Origin of the sequence: Boudabousia liubingyangii (genome assembly GCF_001907245.1) — a bacterium.
Classification (GTDB): domain Bacteria; phylum Actinomycetota; class Actinomycetes; order Actinomycetales; family Actinomycetaceae; genus Boudabousia; species Boudabousia liubingyangii.
Window position 1 is genome coordinate 263,721 of the sequence record NZ_MQSU01000003.1, and the last position, 21,368, is coordinate 285,088.

A 21,368-nucleotide genomic window follows, 5' to 3' on the forward strand; every position below is an offset into this window, starting at 1 on the left:
ACAAGAACAGACTCAAGGTTAATATTGAGTGTGTCAGGCTCAAGTTTGGGTGTGCTTCCGATAAGCCCACCAAACCCAAGCCAAAAGCGTAAGAAACTTGAACGAAAGAGGAATGATAAATATGGCACGTGCAGTAGGCATTGACCTCGGAACCACCAACTCCGCACTAGCAGTACTAGAAGGTGGCGAACCCACCATCATCGCCAACGCAGAAGGACTACGGACCACCCCGTCCGTCGTAGCTTTCTCCAAGGCCGGCGACGTCCTAGTAGGTAACGTCGCAAAGAACCAGGCAGTCTCAAACGTAGACCGCACCATCAGCTCCGTAAAGCGTCACATGGGTACCGACTGGACCTTCGACGTAGACGGCAAGCAGTACACCCCGCAGGAAATCTCCGCTCGCATCTTGGGTAAGCTCAAGCGCGACGCAGAAGCATACCTAGGTGAACCCGTCACCGACGCGGTCATCACCGTCCCGGCATACTTCAACGACGCAGAACGTCAGGCAACCAAGGACGCCGGTCAGATCGCTGGCCTAAACGTCCTGCGTATTGTCAACGAACCCACCGCCGCGGCCCTAGCCTACGGCCTCGAAAAGGGTAAGGAAGACGAACTAATCCTAGTCTTCGACCTCGGTGGCGGTACCTTCGACGTCTCCCTCCTAGAGGTCGGCAAGGACCCCGAGGATGGCTTCAGCACCATTCAGGTGCGCGCCACCAACGGTGACAACCGCCTAGGTGGTGACGACTGGGACAACCGCATCGTCGAATGGCTAGTCCAGCAGATCAAGGACGAGTCCGGCGTTGACGTCACCGACAACAAGACCTCCATGCAGCGTCTACGCGAAGCCGCAGAACAGGCCAAGAAGGAACTATCCTCCGCTATGAACACCAGCATCTCGCTACAGTTCATCGCCGCGACCGCAGAAGGCCCCGTCAGCCTCGAAACCACCCTCTCCCGGGCCAAGTTCGAAGACATGACCAAGGACCTGATCGAACGCACCAAGAAGCCCTTCGAAGCCGTCATCAAGGACTCCGGCATCTCCGTCAGCGACATCGACCACGTCGTCCTAGTCGGTGGCTCCACCCGTATGCCCGCCGTCGTCGACGTTGTCCGCTCCCTAACCGGTGGCAAGGAACCCAACAAGGGCGTAAACCCCGACGAGGTTGTGGCCGTAGGTGCTGCCCTCCAGGCTGGCGTCCTACAGGGCGACCGCAAGGACGTTCTACTAATCGACGTGACCCCGCTATCCCTAGGCATCGAAACCCTAGGTGGTCGCATGACCAAGCTAATCGAACGCAACACCGCGATCCCCACCAAGAAGTCCGAAATCTTCTCTACCGCAGCTGACAACCAGCCCTCGGTAATGATCCAGGTCTTCCAGGGTGAACGCGAGATTGCCGCCAACAACAAGCCGCTAGGTAACTTCGAACTAACCGGCATCGCCCCGGCACCCCGTGGCATCCCGCAGATCGAGGTCACCTTCGACATCGACTCCAACGGTATCGTCCACGTCTCCGCTAAGGACAAGGGCACCGGCAAGGAACAGTCCATGACCATCACCGGTGGCTCGGCACTGCCCAAGGAAGAGATCGAACGCATGGTCGCTGAAGCTGAAGCTCACGCTGAAGAAGACAAGAAGCGCCTAGAAAAGATCGAAACCATGAACCAGGCAGAGCAGGTCTCCTACCAGATTGAGAAACTACTCAACGAAAACAAGGACAAGCTCTCTGAGGAAATCGTCAACGACGTCACCGCCGCTAACGACGAACTCAAGGAAGCCATGAAGTCTGACGACGTGGACCAGGTAAAGGCCGCCCTCGAGAAGCTGAACGAAAAGTCCCAGCAGATCGGCCAGGCCCTCTACGCAGCCGCCCAGGAAGAAGCCGCCACGGCCGCCCCGGAAGGTGCTGAAGGCACCGACGGTGAAGAGGACGTCATTGACGCTGAAGTAGTCGACGACGAGAACTAAACAACTGCCTAAAGCAGCTGTGCGGACAATAGTCGTGGACCGCTAAAAAGTGGGGCTCGGGGCGCAACACCGTTACGCTTCGAGCCCCCTTTTAACACGTCAATACCAACGCCCCAAGGAGAACCATGAGCGACCAGAACCAAACCCCAGAGCCAAACCAAGAAAACGGTGACAACCTGGCAGAAGCAGCCCTAAACGAAGCTGAAGAAGCCCTCAAGGCCGCCGCCGAAGCCATCGAAAGCGAACGCGAAAACCTAGACGCGAACTCGGAAGAAAATGGCGCAGAAGCAGCCGACACGGAAGCGGAAACCGAAGCTGACCCGCTAGCTCAGGCCCAGGCCCGCGTTAAGGAACTAGAAGAAGAACTAGCCCGCGCAAACGCCGAATACTACAACCTGAACCAGCAGTACAACGGCTACGTCCGCCGCGCCAAGGCTGACATCCCGGGACACAAGGACGCCGGCCGCGCCGACATCCTCACCGCCCTGGTTCCCGTCTTCGATGACATCTACGCCGCGCAAAACCATGAGGAACTAACCGGTCCCTTCGCGGCAATCGTAAAGAAACTAACCGACACCCTAGGGTCCGCCGCCCAGTTCACCATGTTCGGTGAAGCTGGCGAAGCCTTCGACCCGCAGGTACACGAGGCACTAATGGCCGAAGAAAAAGCCGAAGTGACCGAACCCGTCGTCGCCCAGGTCCTGCAGCCGGGCTTCAAGATGGGCGAAAAGGTCCTACGCCCGGCTCGCGTCATCGTGCACAACCCGGCCTAAGGTTACCAACTGGCCCAGGGTGCTGAACCGGCCCATAGTGCCAGCCCGACGCAGGGTGCGAAACCGGCCCAAGGTGTCAAAACCGGCCCAGGAGGACGGACATTTACAAAAATTTTTACCGAAAGGGGGGAGTAGTTAAATGAGCGAACAGGACTACTTCCAAAAAGACTTTTATAAGGTCCTCGGCGTCTCTAAAGACGCTGATGAGGCCGAAATTAAGAAGGCATACCGCAAACTGGCTCGTAAGTATCACCCGGATAAAAACCCGGGCGATAAGCAGGCCGAAGAGAAGTTCAAGCAGGTAGGTGAAGCCTACGCGGTGCTTTCGGACCCAAAAGAGCGGCAGCGCTACGACGCGATCAGGCAGATGGCGTCGGGTGGAGCGAGGTTCGCTTCGGGTCCGGGGGGATCAGCAGACGCCTTCAGCAGCTTCTTCGGCGATCTGGGCGGAATGTTCGGCGGGGGCTCCGGCAGCCAACGCGTGCGCTTCGAAAGTGGCGGCGGCGCGGGCGCGGGAGGCTTTGAGGACATTCTCTCTGGCCTCTTCGGCGGCGGCCAAGCCGGCGGCTTCCAGGGTGGATTCCCCGGCGGCGGTCAGGCGGGCGGCTTCCCCGGTGGGGGACAAGCCGGTGGCATGCCCTTCGGCTTTGGCGGTCCGCAGCCCCAAGCCGGTCGTAACCTGTCCGGCAAGGCCAAACTGAGCCTGAAGGATGCCGTCAACGGGGCGACCGTCACCATCAACGCGGGCGGAAAGAACCACAAGGTTAAACTTCCCGCGGGTGTCACCAACGGGCAGAAGATCCGCCTCAAAGGCAAGGGCGAACCCGGCCACGATGGGGGCCGCGCTGGTGACCTCATGATCGAGGTCAGCGTCGAATCCCACCCGGTCTACTACATCAGCGAAAAGGGTAGCCTAGTAGCAAAGGTACCCCTGCGTTTTGACGAGTTCGTCAACGGCACCGAGGTGAAGGTTCCCCTGCTGGACGGTAAGCATGTGACCCTGAAGGTCCCCGCTGGGGCCCAGGTGGGACAGCGGCTGCGAGTCCGCGGTAAGGGCATCAAGAAGGCTAATAAGCCCGCTGGTGACCTGCTGGTGGAACTGACCATGTCCGTCCCGAAGGAACTCACTGAGGACCAGCAGGCCGCGGTCGAGCAGCTCGCGCAGGCTTTCGCCCAGGTGGATCCGCGCGCGGACCTAGACCAACTGGCTAAGGCATAGGCCGGAAAGGATTGACAATGGCAGAGCGACTCTTCGTGATTTCCGTGGCCGCTAAACTGGCTGGGATGCACCCGCAGACCTTGCGTCAGTACGACCGCTTGGGCCTAGTCACTCCGATCCGCACTTCAGGCCGAGGACGCCGCTACACTGAACGCGACGTCCGCACCTTACAGCGGGTACAGCAACTTAGCCAAGAAGAGGGCATTAACCTGGCGGGGATCCGACGGATCCTAGCTTTGGAAGCCCAACTGGAGGCCACTCAGGCGCAGGTGCGTCGGCTAGCGGAAGCCCAGGCGGACCAGGCACGTTCGGCCCACCGCGTGTTTATGGCGGACTCCAGCGGCCAAGTGTATGCCTCCCCGAACACTCGGGTGCGGGTACGCCGCATCGCTGGCCTGTTACCGCCGGCGCGATAACCAAAAATTGCAAAGAAATACTCCCCCAACCGGAAGCCCGGTGGGGGAGTATCGCTTTAGTTTAAGTTAATGCTTGACGTCTGAATCAGAAGCCTAGCTTGCCCTTTAGTTCGCTAACCTTTTCAGTAGCGGCGTCCTTTAGGTCTTCAGCCTTTTCTAGAGCGGCGTCCTTTAGGTCGTTAGCCTTGTCCATTAGGCTTTCGCCTTCTTCCTTAGCGTCGACACCGGCTTCTTCAGCGCGGTTTTCAGCCTTCTGGGCACCTTCTTCTAGGGTGTTGCCGACCTTCTGGAGGCCTTCTTCAACAGCGTGCTTGGCTTCGGTGGCCTTTTCTTCGGCCTTGTTCTTCAGTTCGTCGAAGTTCATATTCGACTCCTTTCTTTTAAGAAACGTTGACACTGCCAATCATTACATGACAAAAGACCCAAATCCACCGTCGGGTAAAAAGTTCGCTTAAAGCACGAGACGCGCAACATACTTTTTCGCAATCCTTTGCGTTACTGATTACTTTAGCTAGCTTTTCTGGCCACCCTTTGTACAATCGAAGGCGTGAAAAAACACTTAAACCACCTGCACAGCATGTTCACGTCCAAGCTCTGGCCCCTACCCCTAGCGGGCGCCTTGGTGAGCGCGATCGTCGCCTTCGTAGTGGCCGATATTCGCGTCCCTGCCGAAGCCACCTTCGCCACCTACCTGTGGCCCGGTGACGCCAAAGCAGCCTCGGACATGCTGTCCTTCATTGCCGGCACGTCCATGACGGTACTAACCACCACGATCTCCATGACCCTGATCGTGCTGCAGGTGGCCAGTGGTAACTTCTCCCACCAGCTACTGCGCGACTACATTCAATCCCCGGCGGTCCGCGGCATTGTGACCGTCTACGTTTCGGTCTTCACCTACGCGGTACTAGTCCTACGTTCCCTAGATTCGGACCAGAAGACCCCACCGCAGCTGGCGGTCACCATCTCCGTGATCCTAGTCTTCCTAGCCCTAGGAACCTTCATCTGGTACGTCTCCCGCGTGGTCGACATGGTCCGCGTGGACACCATCATTAACGCTTCCGTGAAGCGCACTTTGGAATACTCTGACGACGTGGCCGAGGCCGATAACCGTCAAGCCTACCCGCGTCCCCAGGTCCCTGATCACGCCCGCCGCATTACCGCCGACAAGTTCGGCTATATCCAAAAGATCGACCTCAAGCCCCTCACCAAGTGGGCAGAAGAATACGGCGCTACCGTGGTGGTCGACGTCCGCCCCGGTGACCGCGTAATCTCTGGTCAGACCGTGGCCCGCTACTGGTTCGACCCAGAAACCGCGAAACTCAACGACGTCGATGAGGACCTAGACACTGAGGAATACCGCGAACAGTCCGCCGAGGACGTCGAGCAGACCCCGCCCAGCTTCCTCTACTTGGACCTAGAGCGCGTTTCCGGTGAGGACTTCTCACTGGGCCTGCGCCAGCTGCTTGATATTGGCGTGCGGGCCCTATCCCCGGGCACCAACGACCCCACGACCGCCCGTCACGTAATCGGGCAGTCTGCCTCAGCCCTACGGGAGCTAGTACTAGACGCACCGCAACCCACCGCCTGCTTCGAAGAGGTAGAAGACCAGAAAGAAGAAAAGGAAGATCAAGAAGACAAGGCGCCTAAGGAACCCGGTCGCCTAGTCCTCTGGGCCGCCGTACGGACCCCCGCCGAAATGATCAACGCCTTCTCTTCCCAGTTCCGTCGTTACGGTTCAAAGGAACCCGGCGTCCTCATCGACCTACTACAAACCCTAGAACTACTAGAGGACTCCACTAAGGACCCCGAGCTACTAAACGTAATCGCCGACCAACGTAAGAGTATCGTGGCAGCCGCCAAACGCGACCTGGCCGACGAACTGGACCTGCAGTCGGTACTGCACGCGGTCCGGGCGGACTCGTCCCTACACGAACCCCCGCCGGACGAGGGCGTCTAAACCGGAAAACTTGACGGGTGCGGTTGTTCCTAAAGGCCCATTTCCTCGATCACCGCACCTAGGGTCTCACCTAGGCGGCCATGAATCACCAGGTTCGCTGCCTGATCCCAACCGGTCGGTTCGGCATTAATCAGCACCAGACGATCCCCCGAATAGTACTGCAGTAGTCCCGCGGCCGGGTACACGTTCAGGGAAGTCCCGCCGACGATCACTAGGTCAGCGTTCGCAAGGGCGTTAACCGCGCCGTTGAGGACATCCATATCTAGGCCTTCGCCGTAGAGCACCACGTCCGGGCGGACCATCGCACCGCACTGCGGGCAGTGGGGGACACCGGGCTGCGCCATTACCTGCTCTAGCGTGGCCGGGTGGTGTTCTGAACCAACACAGTGATTCCGCCAGGCCGAACCATGCAGTTCAAAGACCTGCTGCGTACCCGCCGCCTGGTGCAGACCATCAATATTCTGGGTGACCACACTAGTTAGGTGCCCCGCTTCAATTAGCGTATTGATATGGTGATGGGCCGCGTTCGGCTGCGCCTGCGGGTGGACCAGTTCGGTCTTGTATAACTGGTAGAACTTTTCTGGTTCTTCGTGCAGGCATTCCGTGCTCAGAAGATATTCGGGGCTGTCGCCGCCATTTTTTGTGTAGAGTCCAGCGGCTGAACGAAAGTCGGGGATCCCAGAGTCGGTGGAGACCCCAGCTCCGCCAAAAAATACGCCGTTACGGGATTCGGCCAGCCACTCACCTAGGCGTGTAATCATTGTTTCCTGCTTTTTCTTGTGCCAACTGATCTAGAATCTGGCGCCATGAAAGTGGCTTAACACCATGGCGGGCCTCAAACTTTTTCACTAGTTTTGACTGACTACTTGCCTGTACTTGCAGCATCAGTTTTGTGAGGGCTTCTGGATCCCAGCCAGGCAGGTATTCCAAGGGGATATCGCACTGTTGGGGCTGATCGTCTCCACCCCTGGCATACAGGGGATTACGTTCGATCCGAATCCTGGGGGTGGGGGTAGGCTGGACTCGGATTACCGAGATCGATTTCCACGAATCTCTAAAACTGTCATAAGTAGTTGAAAAACCTGAAATTCCGGGCTTGTCCGCCCAGGCCACGCTAAGGTACCGGGGGCTAAGCTCAATGCTCATCTTGGGTTTGCTCATTAGAGCCTGAGTAACAAAAAGTACTAGGAAAATAAAGTCGAGAACTCCAAGCGCGATGCCCCCGAAGGCGATATCGCCACGTTCTACAGAAAGCCCAATGAAGAATAGGGCCAAGGCGCTGATGGCAATTACCCCCAGGATGGTCCCCCAGATCCAGTGGGGTAGCAGGCTGCGGTAACTAAACTCTAGGTACTGTTTTTGACAGATGCAGGACTCTGAGTTTTCTTCTGGTTCGTAATAGTCTGACTCGCGGGAGAAAGTTGCCTTTTGTCGTCGTAGACAAACTTTAAAACGGTACTTGAAGGTAGTCTCTTGGTAGAACTTAATGGTTCGTAACTGGTGCGGGTAGTGTACCCGACAGTAGTGCTCAAACATGGCCTGCTCTTTCGAATCATTGGGGATAACAGTCAGGGAAAACTGGCTGTTAAAGCAATACTACTTCAAAGGAACTGGAAAAATTACTTTCCGGGGATGGATCTTTTAGCGCGTTTATCGCGGTAGGAAAGCTACTCCCGGGTCAGTTTCCTCGGCTAGATTCTTGAGGATTTTTTGCCACGACAGTGGTTTTTCGCCATGTTGTTCTTGGTAGGCCTGGTTAAGGCTGGATGAGCCGGTAGTGTGTACCGCCAGCAAAAGTCGGTGCAGTGTTTCTATGCCGATAGCCGTGACTTGGCGTTCAGGAATCTGGATTGATTCCCTTGAGACCTTAAATCCGTGATCTCTTCCGCTAGTGCTAACCAGAATATGGGGCTTTGGTTTGGTTTCAATCAGGATCCGTTTGACCTCATCCCATGGGGCACACAAGGTGGTATCTATTGCTGGATACCCAAAGAGTGTCTTGTCAATAGAAGCTTCGATTTTTAGCTTGTCAGAGTGCAGTTCAATCTGAAGGTTCGGGTCGCTTTTAAACCAGTGTACGAAGTTTAAAGGAATCAGAAAGAGCATTAGAAGAAGGATTATAAAACCCACATTCTCCTGGGTACTTTCCCAGCGTCTGGGGCTAAAATAAAACAATCCAATCCCTAATGCAATCAGGGAGAGGATGACAATGAGCCAAAAATAAAAGGCGGCTAGGGAATAATATTGGATTTCCAAATAGTGCTGGTAACAAAGGCAGTTATTCGGGGCTTCTTCACCCTCTTTGGGGATTGACTGATCGTAACGGTATTTTTCGAATGGGCGTAAACGCATCCGAAACTGATATCTAAGAGTGTTGTGGATACGGTAGTTAATAATGCCCCCACTGTCTGGGTAGTGAATTGGGCAGTATCTTACGCTCATGCTGATGTCCTTCTATCTTTTCCCAACTACGTAAATCCTAGTTGATGACGGCGTTGGTAAAGAAATGCTCAGAGTCCTGCAGAATTTCAGTCCATTCCCTAGGTGGCTCTTTAAAACTCGCCTCATAGGCGGCCGCTTTTTGGGGGACTGCAGCCGCTTGCATTTCAAGGATCAGCTGATGGAACTGGTTGGGGTCAAGATCGATGAGCTGCTTAGTCGGGATGATGCTCTGCTCGTGATCGGCGTTCTCATTAGCTTCGAAAAATACGGATTGAAGCACTAGTTGCGGTTCTGGGGAAGTGCGAAAATCGATGATTCCAACATCCTCCCAAAGGTTAAAGAACCATCGATCAGTGTCGGGGAACCCCAAGGAAAATGATTCCACAGATTGAATTACGGAAATTCCTTTTTTATCTAGTGCCATCACTAGCTTGTGGGCGGACATCAAGTTTCCAACGACCATGAACACTAGGGCAAAGAAGGTTGTAATGGCTGTAAAGAAGCCAAAAATCGCCAGTGGGGGATTTTCTAGGTAAGCACCTAGGGCGAGTATCAGAATACTAATGATAACCAGTGCAACAATAGCCTTTAACCAAGCAATCCAAGCGGAATAGCTGGTATTTATCAGTTCTATAAACTGATAGTCACACGTGCAGGTTTTCGCCCGAGTCTCCTTACTGATTGCCGGGTACGCCTCTTGGAAAGCCCCCCGATTAAACTGAAGACGAGCCACGAGTTTTGAGCGACCAGAGGCGCGCTTAAAAAGCTTAGTCTTCGGGGCTACCTCGGGAAAGTGTATTTGACAGAGTTTTTCTGACATTCTCTAGCCTATCTGCTGGTCTATTTAACTCGGTTATCGGGTCAGCTAAAAGCCGTAAAAATACTAGTTCCAGACCACATTAGCATCTAGGTGGTCATCGACTAGGCGCGCATTTTTGATGGTGAAAGACACGGAGGAAGTGTTGAACTGATCAGCGACTCTGATCCTTCCGTAAATATCTCCCGCCAGCCGCTGTGGTGGGCTGGATAGGGTGATTGAATCAAAGTCGGGTTCAAACTTCTCTGAATCACGGTTTCGTTCCCACAGTTTGTAGTGGCAGGTGCGTGGCGTCTTTGGTGCCTGAAGGCAGTAGTTGATGCTCTCTGCAAGCAGCTTTTTAACTTCTTCCCTAAAAGCTTCCTTGGGTTCGAACGCTAGGTCTGGACTCCAATCAGGCTGACTCTTAGTGGTAACGTCTATCTCTTTCTGGTCTGTCAACGTAACTAGTTTTGAATCTAGCGACAGGTCTAAATGGTAAGTTCCCGGCAGAATAAAGAACGCATTCCCCAGCCTTCTACTACCCGTCAGGTACAGGCTGGGAACGGGCGCGAAACTGAATTTGGTTGAACCACTGGCTACATTGAGGACGGTGTTCTTTGGGGTAGTGTAGGGCAGGTAGAACTTAAAGGTTCCAACACTGAAAATGTTAGAGACTTTCCAATCCTGGCCATCATGCACGATTTCTAGCGCAAAATCGCTACTTTCCTGGCCCGGACGCGCTAGTTTGCAGTTGTAGAAGTAGAAGTCTATCCCGCTGGATCCATTAGGCGGATCTTCAGGGCCAGATTTATACGGCGCCGGTAGTTTGTCTTGTTCAACTAGGGATTCGCAGGTGGCATCCTTGAAGTATTCTTTGGCGCGCGGGTCATGCTTGATAAGTTCAGCTGCTTCTGGGTTTGCCAAGTAGTTTTTCTGCAGGTTCTCCCAGTCGCCTTTAAGGATTAAAGAGACTGCCTCTTTGGTGACCCGATTATAGTTGTCGAGGTCGCTTTGCGGGTTATTTTTGCTCCCTTCAGGGGTAGCTTCCTGGCTGGCAGTTTGGTCTTCGGGGCTACCCTGAGCGGGGGTAGTCGAAGACGAGTCCGGGGTACTGGATTCTGCGGTTGGGCTTACCTGCTGGCTGGGGGCAGTGGGGTCAGAACTTGAGATTTCAGGGTAGTCACTAGCGGACGTGCAGGCCCCTAGGGTGGAGGCCAAGATTAGGATACTGGCTATCCGCCTGGGCACTTGTGTTCGTTTTTGGAAGCTCATTGGTACTTGTTCCTTAGTTTGAGTAAAAAGTCTGTCTGGGTGACTCTGCTTAGCGGAAGCCGCCGCCGGAACTTCCGCCGGCGGAGCCTCCGCCGCCTCCGCCACCACCGGAGCCCGAGCTGTAGCTATCACTGCTGTTGTAGTTGCTGCTTTCAGTGCCGGATTCGGCAGCGGGTGCCCAAGAGACGGTGATGCGAATGATTCGGTCATTTAGACTGTATTTGGCTAGTTCTTCAGGGATGACCTTCTTGAGCTGTTGGTAGACGGTTTCGGTCAGGTCAAAGAGTGCCCCGTAGATTAGGTATTGTTTCCAAAGTTGCACTTCAGCTACTTCGCGTTCGTCGATGAGCGTGAAGTCTTTCAGGTAATTCTTGAAGCCCAGTGCCTGCTGGTAGTGTTTTGCACCTGTAGGAGAGAGCCTTTCTATCTTGCTGTGCTGGAAAGAATCTCCTAGCGGAACTTTTTCGCTCAGGTGTTGTGAGGCTAGTTGGGCCTGGCCGCGTATTGCCAGTCCTGATTGGCTCTCTGGCCAGAGATCGGGGTACTTATTGCAGTATTCCTTGAGTTCGTCCGGGGCTAGCGTATTGTCAGGCCCAGAGGCATCTAGGAGTAGTTTGTAGAGTTTCTGTTCAGCCCGATCCAGCTGCTGATATTGGTCGTGGTCTAGTTGGATACCCGTGGTGCCCTCATACTTCCATTTTGAGGTGATCTTTGTGGCTTTTACTCTGCCCTCTAGAATCCACTTGAGGACGTAGGCAGTGAGCAGATGTTTTTTCATCCGAGCGCTATAGAAGGAGTCTTCGGCAAGTACCGCCATTTGCCAGATCATTTCGGGCGTATCTTTGGGCACCTGCGGGTAGATATTGGTGTCTTTGAAGGTATCGGGAAGTAGATTTTCTTTTCGGCGCGCCGTTTCTGTCCGCTGCTTTTTGGACTTATACCGAGACCTTAACGGTAGGCCAATAATTGCGCCGGCGGCACCTAGGGCCAGCAGGATCCCTCCGCCCCAAAGGAGCGGCTTGGGAATGTCGTTCTTATTGGGGTCGGTGGTATTGGAGATTTCTAGGGTCTCTAGATAGGTTTGATCAACGTTGGTTTTGGTGTCGAAGGTTCCGGCTGGAAGCTTTGCTAGGACCACCAGGTATTCGCTGCTTAAAAGCGCACGGTCACTTCTTAAAAGTATCTGGTTGTTTTGGTAGGTATGGTAGGCGTAATTTCCGTATACGCGAATGTCTTCGACGGTTTTGGGGCCGAATTTGGGGGATTTAATGACGTACTGGTAACCCTGCGGGAGGGCGGAAAGGTGGTCATTTAGGAACTGCCAGTTAATTACTTGGGCGTCCTTTAGGTTCATGATGAAGTTGGTGACGGTGTATTCCAAGGTGTAGGTGTGCATGCCTCTGGTGCCACGTCCCCAGCCGAGTTCGATCGTGCCGTAACCTTTCACGACCCCGTACTTTTGGTATTTTTTATCCCAGTCTGCCTTAGGTTTCCAGTTGGGCTCAAAGGTGTAGGGTGTGCCGTTTTCTGAGACTTTGTAGTCTCTGATCTCCATGGTTTTGGGCAGGCGTCCTAAACGCTTAAAGATTTCACTGCCGGTGCCGTCCTCGTAGACGGTCCATTCTTCGGTGAAGTGAGCGTTGCCGTTCGGAGCAATCTCGACGGTGACCTTTAGGTCAGCTAGGTCGCGGCTGGCCCAGGCAGCTGGAACTACACCCAGAGCAGTACTAAGAAATAGTACGAGGGCGCCTAGTAGGGCTTTACTTTTTTGCACTTTGATCCTGCTTTCAAATTTGGGTTAGCGGAACCCGCCGCCTGAACTTCCACCGGCGGAGCCGCCTCCGCCTCCTCCGCCTCCGCCGCTGCCGAAGCCAAAGCCAGAGCTGTTAACGTCGGAAAAGGCGCTTTCTGTTCCGGTTTCGGCGTACTTAGCCCAAGTGGTGGAAACGTGGATAACTGCTTCAGTTAGATTATATTTGGATAGTTCTTCGGGCATGATTTTTTTGAGCTGCTGATAGACGGTTTTGGTTAGATCAAAAAGCGCCCCGTAGATCAGGTATTGTTTCCAGAGGTGCACTTCAGCTACCTCACGCTCATTTATGAGGGTGGATTGAGCAAGGTAATTCTTAAACCCAAGTGCCTGCTGGTAGTGTAGTGCCCCCTGTTGTGAGAGTCGTTCTATCTTTGCCTTCTTAAAAGAACCTCCAAGTGGTACTTCTTCGCTTAGTGACCGGGTGCTCAGTAGTACCTTGCCGCGGTCTGCTAGACCTGAAGTGCTATTCGGCCACCTTTTGGGGTGCCGCTGGCAAAATTCTCTAAGGTCGTATGTTTCTAGGATATGTTCAGAATCGGAAGCATCTAGGAGTAGTTTGTAGAGCGTGCCTTCTGCATGATCCATCTGTTTGAGTTGAGCCGGATCTAGTTGTAGTCCTTCAATAATTCCTCTTGCTGCCTGTGTTTTAGAACCAGCAACTTTTACTCGACCTTCTAGAATCCACTTGAGGACGTAGGCAGTGAGTAGATGTTTTTTCATCCGCGTGCCATGGACGTGGTCGTCGGCAAGTAGAGCCATTTGCCAGATCATTTCGGGCGTATCTTTGGGTACTTGGGGGTAAATATTGGTTTCTTTAAAGGTGTTGGGAAGTAGAGTTTCTTTTCGGCGCGCCGATTCTGCAGTTTGCCTCTTGGACACAAATTTAGACCTGATATGTATGCCAATTAAGACGCTGGCGGCACCTAGGGCCGTGAGGATATCCCAACTCCAAGGGAGTAGTTTGGTAAAGATATCCTCATCGGGGTCGGTGGTATTGGAGATTTCCAGCGTCTCTAGATAGGTTTGATTAACGTTGGTTTTGGTGTCGAAGGTTCCGGCTGGAAGCTTTGCTAAGAGTACTAGGTATTCGACTTCTAATAGCCTATGGTCGTTTTTTAAAAGTATCTGATTATTTTGGTAGGTACGGTGGGGGTCATTTCCGTAAACATGAATTTCTTCAACGGTTTCGGGGCCAAATTTGGGGGACTTAATGACGTACTGGTAACGCTGTGGTCGGGCGGAGAGGTGGTCATTTAGGAACTGCCAGTTGATTACTTGGGCGTCCTTTAGGTTCATGATGAAGTTGGTGACGGTGTACTCCATCTTATAGGTGTGCACTCCCATCTTTCCACGGCCCCAACCAAGTTCTATCTTGTTGAAGCCCTTTACGATCCCATACTTTTGGTATTTCTCTTCCCAAGGTGCGCTTGGGCGCCATTTGGGTTCAAAAGTGTAGGGTGTGCCATCTTCTGAGACTTTGTAGTCTATGATTTCCATGGTTCTGGGTAGGCGCCCTAGTCGTTTAAAGACTTCAGTGCCGGTGCCGTCTTCAAAGACGGTCCATTCTTCGGTGAAGTGAGCACTACCGTTGGGAGCAATCTCGACGGTGACTTGCAGGTCCCTTAGGTTCCGGTCTGCCCAAGCAGGTGGAACTGCACCCAGAGCGATACTAATAAATAGTACGAGGGCGCCTACTAGAGCTTTGCTTTTTTGCACTTTGATCCTGCTTTCCAGTTTGGGTTAGCGGAATCCGCCACCCGAACTGCCGCCGAAGGAACCGCCTCCGCCGCTGCTGAAGCTTCCGCCACCGCCACTGCTTCCTCCACTTCTGGAGGATGTGGATGTGTAACCATCGAATGCCGAGTTTGACCAGGAGCGAGAGGTGCTGACCGTGGTGCTTGAAATCTGGTGGGTGACCAGCAATTCGGGGATGACTCGTTTGAGCTGGTCGTAGACCTGTTCGGCCATTCCGAAGGCCGCGGCGTAGATCAGGTAGTTTTTCCAGAGTCCCACTTCGATTAGTTCACGCTCATCGATAATCGTAAAGTTCTCTAGATAGTGTTTGAACCCAATGACTTGTTGGTATCGTTTGATGCCAGCATAAGTGAGTACGTCGGTCTTTTTGCTGGTGTTGAAAATCCCGTAATTGACCTCTCTGGATAGGTATTCATTATCTATCTGTTGTTTTCCTAGCGCGCGAATACCCTCCTGAGCACTTTCCCATTCCTTAGGATGTCGACGGCAGTATTCCTGCAACTCTTTATCTTCTAGTAGGTAGTTATCGCCGGAGGCGTCTAATAGTAGTTCATAGAGTTTGATTTCGGACTCTTCTAAATGACTCAGCGCCATTGGATCTAAATGCAGGGGGATCGAGGTTCGGCCAAGCCAGTGAGTCTCTTCCATACCAGGTTTAACGTGGCCTTCCATAATCCACTTCAAGATATATGACGAAAGAAAAGATTTCTGGATTGTGAATTCGAGCTTGGTGTCTCCGGCGAATTCTGCCAGGCGCCACATGGTCCCTTGGTCGGCGTCGGGAAGGTCTTTTGAAATGTAGTTCTCAAGATCGAGGTCTTGTTCTTGAAGCTTACTTCGTCGCGCATTGGTTTCTGCGGGGGACTTGAAATTTATCTTTTTGCGTGCGAAACGAGCTAGGTAATAGATCGAATAATACGCTAAGAATGGCGCTAGAAAGCCAATGAACCAACCTAAATAGTTGACGAATTTACTCCGTTCGCTTCTTGGCAGGGGAGCGTCGCTGATTTTATTGGCTTCGTCCTTGGTTTCTTCCCAAGTCTGACTAAGGTTAGTTTTGGTATTGAACGTTCCCTTGGGGAGCTTCGCTAGGACTACTAAGTACTGGGAAGAGTCTAGAGGCTCGTTTGGGCTAATGAGGATTTCATTGTTTTGGTACTCATTAGAGGTGCGGGTTCCGAAGGTTTGAATTTCGGTGACCGTTTCGGGTCCGAATTTGGGTGATTTGATGGTGTATTGGTAGTTCGTGGGGATCGCAGAGAGGTTGCTGTTCAGTAGCTGCCAGTTGATTGCTTGGGCGTCTTTGAGGTTTACGATGAAGTTGGTGACGGTGTACTCCATGGTGTAGGTGTGGACGCCTACTTCGCCGCGTCCCCAGCATAGTTCGGTGGCGTCGCCATCGTGGACAATCCCGTATTGTCCTTTTTTGTTTTCCCATCTGTCACTAGGTTGCCACTTTTCTTTTTCGAAATACGGGATACCATCTGCGGAAACCTTGAAATCAGTGATTTCCATGTTTTTGTGTAGGCGTCCGAGTCGTTTGTAGAGTTCGGTGCCGGTGCCGTCTTCGCTGACGAGCCATTTTTCGGTGAAGTGGGCGTTACCGTCTTCGTCAATTTCAATGGTGATGGTCAGGTCTTCAAGGCTTCGGGCCCATGCCTGGGGGACTGCCCCTAGGGACATGCCAAAGAATAAGACGAGGGCGATTAGTATCGCCTTAGTTTTGCGCACCATCGCAGCTACTTTCGTTTTTGAGGATATTTTAGCGGAATCCCCCTACTTGAAGAAACAGTTTACTGCCATAATACTGGCTGGATACTCCGATCTGGAGCTCGCCATTTTGCTTCGCATCGGAATTGAATTAAGAACTCTCCGGCTGTCGGGCCTGTTACTACGCGCACGAACCAAGGGGTTAACCGTTCATATCCTTGGATTTCAGCATCTAGTAGAGTAGTTGATAGTCTGTATTCAATTGCCAGTGGACTGAACCAACCTCCGCCTGATTCTTCAAATACACCAAATTCTTTCTCTTCCTGGTCAAGATACTCATTGAAACTTGTATATGCGGAACGTTCAAAACGGTCAGAATCAAAAGAACGCTTATCTCTTTCTTCACTTAAGAAAAATTTCGGGTCGTCGATAATTCCCAGCCCATTGTCAAAGAGTTTGCTCCTACAAAAATAACTAAAACCACCATGGTCTTGGTCGTATTGGAACAGAATGTAGGTTGACGTTGGTGAGGGTAAATTGCCTACGTAACTTAGGTGCAGCTTATCGGTGCTGTTTTCGGGAGTAAACGAATCATAGGGTCTGGGAGTGATCCGAGGGGTCGTGATTCGCCACCAATCATTCATTCCGCCTAGTACATTAGGATCCTTGCTAAGGGCGGAAGATACTATCGCGACGAAGTCTTCAGCACGTATCGCAGGAAAATTACTTTCTTCAACTTGACTCTTGAAGTTTGCGGACACTTTTTCTTGCTCATTGATACGAGAAACTTTCCCTTTAATAAGATCGAATAATAGTTTCAACTTGGAGCCTCCTAGACTCTAGTGATTCTTTGAAGTCGTTTTTATTTTAGGATTCGTGGGAAATTTTCCTGAAGATAATTCATGTCTCGCTTAATTCTGCTTTTCTGGGTAGGGGATAGCCTTTTAGCTTTCCAAGGGGTGTACTTGTAGTTGCGAGCATCGATTACCCGTTGCGGATATAAATTTGGTTCTAGGTAGAAACGTCCATCAGAAATCAGTTTTTCAACTGTACTTAGGCTAACCCTTAGAATATTTGCTATCTCTTTATGGGTTTTTCCTTCTTTTGCCATATTTACTGCATGAATACATCGATCTACGCGTGAAGTTTTAGATTGCTTATTCTTAGTGGAAGTCGCAATAGTGAGTCCGGCATTTTGCGCAACAGATTTAATCGTGCTTGTAGAAGCATGAAGTTGTCTTGCTATATGGGTTAGTAGCATTCCCGAATTAATCGCTTCAATAATTTGTTCTCGTCGTTTTTTAGTAAGTTCTTCATGTCTTAGCATTCTTTGTTCTTGAAAGAAATCATAGAGTTGCTTAGGTAGTTGAGATGTATCTCGAGTGTCTGGGATACCTGCCTCAGGGATTTGAGTGCGGACTTTTTGAAGCCAACGTCCAAGTTTTTTATTTTCGTAAAGGTCTGTTCCGATTAGGCTCGATTTGATCTCGTCTGGAGCCTCTTGCCAGACTTCCGTTAGCCTCTGTTTTACCAGTTTCCAGTCGGTGTCTTTTTCTAGGATGCTTACTGTTGGTAGGGCAACGTATGCATGGAACTCATATTCATTGGCAAGAATTCTTCGTTGGCTTGGGGATGCGTTGGCTAATCGTGCCTCATCGAATTCTCCACCTTTGAAACGTACAAGGGCGGGGCATTCTATCTCCATTCCCCTTAGCTCCAAGTAATTAATGTGCCACTGCATTTTGTACGCCACCGTTCTGTGTACGTAGCCTAGGAGTCTACCTTCCCAGCGGATCCCGATTGCACGTTTGTCGTATTTATTGTTCGGATCAGTTCTTAAGGTTACCTGTATACGAACTTCGTCGGTCTGGTTTCGAAGGGCAATACGTTTTAGATAATCAAAGTTCGTTTGGTAAAAGTATGCGCCTCGCATATGTGCCCAATACCAAGATCTGGTTGACATATTAGAATAGTATGTTTCAACTGGTGGGCTGTCGTAGGCACTACTATCAGCAAAAGAAATCTTCATTTTGATCCTAAAAGCCAACTCTGAACCAATAGAGCTTAGTTTAGTAGATCGTATTAAATACGAACAGAAGCTTCAAACTGGAGATAAGCGCAGTCAAAGGGTGGAAGCGAAAGTAGCGAATATTGTGATTTCTGATTGTCGAAAAATTGGTGAATGGGCCCGAGGTAACCGCTCGGGCCCATTCTTTTGAAACGTAGGAGAGAGAATACCGGTTGGTATCTCGAGGCCGCTGGTTGGGAAACCCTCGCAGCGGCCCCGCCTGGGGTGACCCAGGTCTCCCTCCCAAAAACTATTGTGACCTAAATCGCATCACTTGTCAACCTTGAGTGGAATAGACTCAACTTTGGGGTTGTTGTACTTGTTAGACTAAATAACAGGAGGTTCAACCCATGAACACGAAACTTACTACCAAGGCCAATGAGGCTCTTTCCAGCGCGGTTCAATCAGCTGCCGCCGCCGGAAATCCGCAGGTAGAAACCCTGCACCTCATGCAGGCCCTAATTGAACAGGGCGAAGGCATTGCTCTAAGCACCCTAGATGCCGTCGGTGTTAACCGCCAGACCCTAGGTGCCAAAGTCCGCAACGCCCTAGTATCCCTGCCCAGCATCAGTGGCTCCAGTGCCGCCCAGCCCCAAGCATCACGCGCCCTACTATCCGTCCTAGATGCCGCCGGTCGTCACGCCGCAGCCATGGAAGACGAGTACGTCTCCACCGAGCACCTACTAGTTGCCCTAGCTGAAAGCAAGGACCAAACCGGGGACCTACTGCGCGCCGCCGGCGCTACCCCCGAAGAACTAAACGAAGCCCTAAAGAACCTAAGAGGGAGCAGCAAAATTACCAGTCCAGACCCCGAAGGGACCTTCGAAGCGCTCAAGAAGTACGGGCGCGACCTTACCGAAGTAGCCCGCAGCGGCAAACTAGACCCCGTGATTGGTCGCGATGACGAAATCCGTCGCGTCGTGCAGGTGCTATCTCGCCGCACCAAGAACAATCCGGTACTAATCGGTGAACCCGGCGTCGGTAAAACCGCCGTCGTAGAAGGCCTAGCCCAGCGTATCGTGGCCGGTGACGTCCCTGAATCCCTAGCGAATAAGCGACTCATCGCCCTCGACATTGCCGGAATGGTAGCCGGTGCCAAATACCGCGGTGAATTCGAAGAACGCCTAAAGGCGGTCCTGAAAGAAATCACCGACTCAGACGGGCAGATCATCACCTTCATCGACGAGCTACACACCGTCGTCGGTGCCGGTGGCGGATCCGAAGGTGCCATGGACGCGGGCAATATGCTCAAGCCCATGCTGGCCCGCGGTGAACTACGCCTAGTTGGTGCCACTACCCTAGACGAATATCGCGAAAACATCGAAAAAGACCCCGCCCTGGAACGCCGTTTCCAGCAGGTCTTCGTCGGTGAACCCAGCGTGGACGACACCATCGCCATCCTGCGCGGTATCGCCCCCAAGTACGAGGCCCACCACAAGGTCACCATCTCTGACGGTGCTCTAGTAGCTGCCGCCACCCTGTCTGACCGTTACATTAGCGGCCGCCAGCTACCGGATAAGGCCATCGACCTAATCGACGAGGCCGCCTCCCGCCTACGCATGGAGCTAGACTCCTCGCCGGTAGAGATCGACCAGCTCTCCCGCGAAGTCGAACGCCTACGCATGGAAGAGGCCTACCTGACCGAATCCGGAGAAGACGACGAAGCGACCTCGGAACGCCTAAACGACCTGCGCGCCGAACTAGCCGACAAATCAGAAGAACTAAACGGCCTAACCGCCCGCTGGGAAGCTGAAAAAGCCGGCCACAATAAAGTCGGTGAGCTACGCGTCCAACTAGATGACCTGCGCACCCAACTAGAACTCGCCATGCGCGACGGACGCTGGGAAGAAGCCGGCCGCCTACAAAACGCGGAAATCCCCGCCATCGAGCGCCAGATCCGGGAAGCCGAAGAAGCCGAGCAAAACCAAAGCGAAGCTGCCGAAGCGCCCGAACCGATGATCGCCGAAAAGGTCGGCCCGGCCGAAATTGCCGAGGTTATCCAAGCTTGGACCGGCATCCCCACCGGACGCCTACTACAGGGAGAAATGGAAAAACTCCTCGAAATGGAAGACGTGATCGGCTCCCGACTAATCGGCCAAAAAGCCGCCGTCGCCGCCGTCTCTGACGCGGTTCGTCGCTCCCGAGCCGGCATCGCCGACCCGAACCGACCCACCGGATCCTTCCTATTCCTAGGCCCCACCGGTGTCGGTAAGACCGAACTGGCCAAGTCCCTAGCGGACTTCCTCTTCGACGACGAACGCGCCATGATCCGCATCGACATGTCCGAGTACTCAGAGAAACACTCTGTCTCCCGGCTAGTAGGTGCCCCTCCCGGCTACGTTGGTTACGACGAGGGCGGCCAGCTCACCGAAGCCGTCCGCCGACGCCCATACTCCGTAGTCCTACTGGACGAGGTTGAAAAGGCCCACCCCGAAGTCTTCGACATCCTGCTACAGGTACTAGACGACGGACGCCTAACTGACGGCCAAGGCCGAACTGTGGACTTCCGCAACGTGATCCTAGTGCTCACCTCCAACCTGGGCAGTCAGTTCTTAACTGACCAAATGCTCAGCGAGGAAGAAAAGCACGAAAACGTCATGCGGACCGTACGCGCGGCCTTCAAGCCCGAGTTCCTCAACCGCCTAGATGAAGTCCTCATGTTCGAGGCCCTCACCAAGGAAGAACTAGCCCGCATCGTGGGGCTACAGCTCAACTCCATGGCTGCCCGACTAGCGGTCAAGCGCATCGGACTAGAGGTCACCGAAGCCGCCAAGGCCTACCTGGCCGAACGCGGATACGACCCCGCCTACGGTGCCCGCCCGCTACGTCGACTAGTTCAAAAGGAAATCGGCGACCCGGTAGCCCGACTACTACTGGCCGGAAACCTACCCACCGGCGGTACCGCGGTTGTGGATGTTGATCCAGAAGGCAAGAGCCTAGTCATCAGCGTCCGCGACTAGCGGCCCAACCCGCCCCCTCCCAAGGCGACTCTCAAAAAGACCAGCCGAAACAGGCAGCCCAAAAAGGTAGCCGAAGAGGCGACCGAAATGGGTAGTCGAACCGGGCAGCCGAATAGGCGACCGAAACAGACAGCGGAAAGACCCGAAGGCGAACTAAGGGAACCCGACAGGGGAGAGGCAAATATTTACGTGGCCCGACCAGCAACAAGTTG

17 protein-coding genes are annotated in these 21,368 nt (G+C 53.1%); 6 read left to right on the plus strand and 11 right to left on the minus strand.

The window, feature by feature from the left end:
- Positions 1–121 precede the first annotated feature (121 nt).
- From dnaK to BSR28_RS05855, 4 genes are all read left to right on the plus strand, one after another.
- The gene (dnaK, locus tag BSR28_RS05840; protein ID WP_073713610.1) at positions 122–1,972 is read left to right on the plus strand and encodes a molecular chaperone DnaK; all 1,851 of its coding nucleotides are present in this window, start codon (positions 122–124) and stop codon (positions 1,970–1,972) included.
- 125 nt (positions 1,973–2,097) lie between these two features.
- Positions 2,098–2,745 carry a nucleotide exchange factor GrpE gene (locus tag BSR28_RS05845; RefSeq protein ID WP_073713611.1) on the plus strand — a complete coding sequence of 216 codons (648 nt, stop codon included), beginning with the start codon at positions 2,098–2,100 and terminating at the stop codon, positions 2,743–2,745.
- Positions 2,746–2,884: 139 nt separating this feature from the next.
- The gene (locus tag BSR28_RS05850; RefSeq protein ID WP_073713612.1) at positions 2,885–3,964 is read left to right on the plus strand and encodes a DnaJ C-terminal domain-containing protein; all 1,080 of its coding nucleotides are present in this window, start codon (positions 2,885–2,887) and stop codon (positions 3,962–3,964) included.
- Positions 3,965–3,981: 17 nt separating this feature from the next.
- Positions 3,982–4,380 carry a heat shock protein transcriptional repressor HspR gene (locus BSR28_RS05855; RefSeq protein ID WP_073709306.1) on the plus strand — a complete coding sequence of 133 codons (399 nt, stop codon included), beginning with the start codon at positions 3,982–3,984 and terminating at the stop codon, positions 4,378–4,380.
- 85 nt (positions 4,381–4,465) lie between these two features.
- On the opposite strand, the gene BSR28_RS05860 is transcribed toward BSR28_RS05855, so the two are convergent.
- A complete protein-coding gene (locus BSR28_RS05860; RefSeq protein ID WP_073709305.1) occupies positions 4,466–4,744 on the minus strand; it encodes a hypothetical protein in 279 nt (92 codons plus the stop codon).
- A gap of 183 nt (positions 4,745–4,927) precedes the next feature.
- Here BSR28_RS05860 and BSR28_RS05865 point away from each other — a divergent pair, with 183 nt between their 5' ends.
- Positions 4,928–6,337, plus strand: a complete 1,410-nt coding sequence (locus tag BSR28_RS05865; RefSeq protein WP_125899202.1) for a DUF2254 domain-containing protein — start codon at positions 4,928–4,930, stop codon at positions 6,335–6,337.
- Positions 6,338–6,366: 29 nt separating this feature from the next.
- Here the strand turns inward: BSR28_RS05865 and BSR28_RS05870 are convergent, their stop codons facing one another.
- The 10 genes from BSR28_RS05870 to BSR28_RS05915 form a co-directional block, all read right to left on the minus strand.
- A complete protein-coding gene (locus BSR28_RS05870) occupies positions 6,367–7,098 on the minus strand; it encodes an NAD-dependent protein deacylase (RefSeq protein ID WP_198928936.1) in 732 nt (243 codons plus the stop codon).
- The gene (locus BSR28_RS05875; protein ID WP_073713613.1) at positions 7,079–7,873 is read right to left on the minus strand and encodes a hypothetical protein; all 795 of its coding nucleotides are present in this window, start codon (positions 7,871–7,873) and stop codon (positions 7,079–7,081) included. The genes BSR28_RS05870 and BSR28_RS05875 overlap by 20 nt, the downstream gene beginning before the upstream one ends.
- Positions 7,874–7,987: 114 nt before the next feature.
- On the minus strand, positions 7,988–8,779 hold the full coding sequence (locus BSR28_RS05880; RefSeq protein WP_073713614.1) for a hypothetical protein: 792 nt from the start codon (positions 8,777–8,779) through the stop codon (positions 7,988–7,990).
- 37 nt (positions 8,780–8,816) lie between these two features.
- Positions 8,817–9,599, minus strand: coding sequence for a hypothetical protein (locus BSR28_RS05885; RefSeq protein WP_073713615.1), 783 nt, complete (start codon positions 9,597–9,599; stop codon positions 8,817–8,819).
- Between the two features lie 63 nt (positions 9,600–9,662).
- The gene (locus tag BSR28_RS05890) at positions 9,663–10,850 is read right to left on the minus strand and encodes a hypothetical protein (protein WP_073713616.1); all 1,188 of its coding nucleotides are present in this window, start codon (positions 10,848–10,850) and stop codon (positions 9,663–9,665) included.
- Positions 10,851–10,899: 49 nt separating this feature from the next.
- A complete protein-coding gene (locus BSR28_RS05895) occupies positions 10,900–12,624 on the minus strand; it encodes a DUF2207 family protein (RefSeq protein WP_073713617.1) in 1,725 nt (574 codons plus the stop codon).
- A 24-nt stretch (positions 12,625–12,648) separates the two neighbouring features.
- Complete coding sequence (locus BSR28_RS05900) at positions 12,649–14,379, minus strand: DUF2207 family protein (protein ID WP_073713618.1); 1,731 nt, start codon at positions 14,377–14,379, stop codon at positions 12,649–12,651.
- Positions 14,380–14,403: 24 nt separating this feature from the next.
- The gene (locus BSR28_RS05905) at positions 14,404–16,152 is read right to left on the minus strand and encodes a DUF2207 family protein (RefSeq protein WP_073713619.1); all 1,749 of its coding nucleotides are present in this window, start codon (positions 16,150–16,152) and stop codon (positions 14,404–14,406) included.
- 59 nt (positions 16,153–16,211) lie between these two features.
- Complete coding sequence (locus tag BSR28_RS05910) at positions 16,212–16,949, minus strand: hypothetical protein (protein WP_073713620.1); 738 nt, start codon at positions 16,947–16,949, stop codon at positions 16,212–16,214.
- Between the two features lie 41 nt (positions 16,950–16,990).
- Positions 16,991–18,157 (minus strand): HIRAN domain-containing protein, encoded by a 1,167-nt coding sequence (locus tag BSR28_RS05915; protein ID WP_143237603.1) that lies wholly within the window; start codon positions 18,155–18,157, stop codon positions 16,991–16,993.
- A gap of 389 nt (positions 18,158–18,546) precedes the next feature.
- Here BSR28_RS05915 and clpB point away from each other — a divergent pair, with 389 nt between their 5' ends.
- Positions 18,547–21,156: an ATP-dependent chaperone ClpB gene (gene clpB, locus BSR28_RS05920; RefSeq protein WP_073713622.1), complete on the plus strand. Its 2,610-nt coding sequence runs from the start codon at positions 18,547–18,549 to the stop codon at positions 21,154–21,156.
- The last annotated feature ends 212 nt before the right edge of the window (positions 21,157–21,368 follow it).

What these genes read in the sequence shown, in the direction of transcription:
- dnaK (WP_073713610.1), top strand. Translation starts at nt 122, where the DNA reads ATGGCACGTGCAGTAGGCATTGACCTCGGAACCACCAACTCCGCACTA.
- BSR28_RS05845 (WP_073713611.1), top strand. Translation starts at nt 2,098, where the DNA reads ATGAGCGACCAGAACCAAACCCCAGAGCCAAACCAAGAAAACGGTGAC.
- BSR28_RS05850 (WP_073713612.1), top strand. Translation starts at nt 2,885, where the DNA reads ATGAGCGAACAGGACTACTTCCAAAAAGACTTTTATAAGGTCCTCGGC.
- BSR28_RS05855 (WP_073709306.1), top strand. Translation starts at nt 3,982, where the DNA reads ATGGCAGAGCGACTCTTCGTGATTTCCGTGGCCGCTAAACTGGCTGGG.
- BSR28_RS05860 (WP_073709305.1), bottom strand. Translation starts at nt 4,744, where the DNA reads ATGAACTTCGACGAACTGAAGAACAAGGCCGAAGAAAAGGCCACCGAA.
- BSR28_RS05870 (WP_198928936.1), bottom strand. Translation starts at nt 7,098, where the DNA reads ATGATTACACGCCTAGGTGAGTGGCTGGCCGAATCCCGTAACGGCGTA.
- BSR28_RS05875 (WP_073713613.1), bottom strand. Translation starts at nt 7,873, where the DNA reads ATGTTTGAGCACTACTGTCGGGTACACTACCCGCACCAGTTACGAACC.
- BSR28_RS05880 (WP_073713614.1), bottom strand. Translation starts at nt 8,779, where the DNA reads ATGAGCGTAAGATACTGCCCAATTCACTACCCAGACAGTGGGGGCATT.
- BSR28_RS05885 (WP_073713615.1), bottom strand. Translation starts at nt 9,599, where the DNA reads ATGTCAGAAAAACTCTGTCAAATACACTTTCCCGAGGTAGCCCCGAAG.
- BSR28_RS05890 (WP_073713616.1), bottom strand. Translation starts at nt 10,850, where the DNA reads ATGAGCTTCCAAAAACGAACACAAGTGCCCAGGCGGATAGCCAGTATC.
- BSR28_RS05905 (WP_073713619.1), bottom strand. Translation starts at nt 16,152, where the DNA reads ATGGTGCGCAAAACTAAGGCGATACTAATCGCCCTCGTCTTATTCTTT.
- BSR28_RS05915 (WP_143237603.1), bottom strand. Translation starts at nt 18,157, where the DNA reads ATGAAGATTTCTTTTGCTGATAGTAGTGCCTACGACAGCCCACCAGTT.
- clpB (WP_073713622.1), top strand. Translation starts at nt 18,547, where the DNA reads ATGAACACGAAACTTACTACCAAGGCCAATGAGGCTCTTTCCAGCGCG.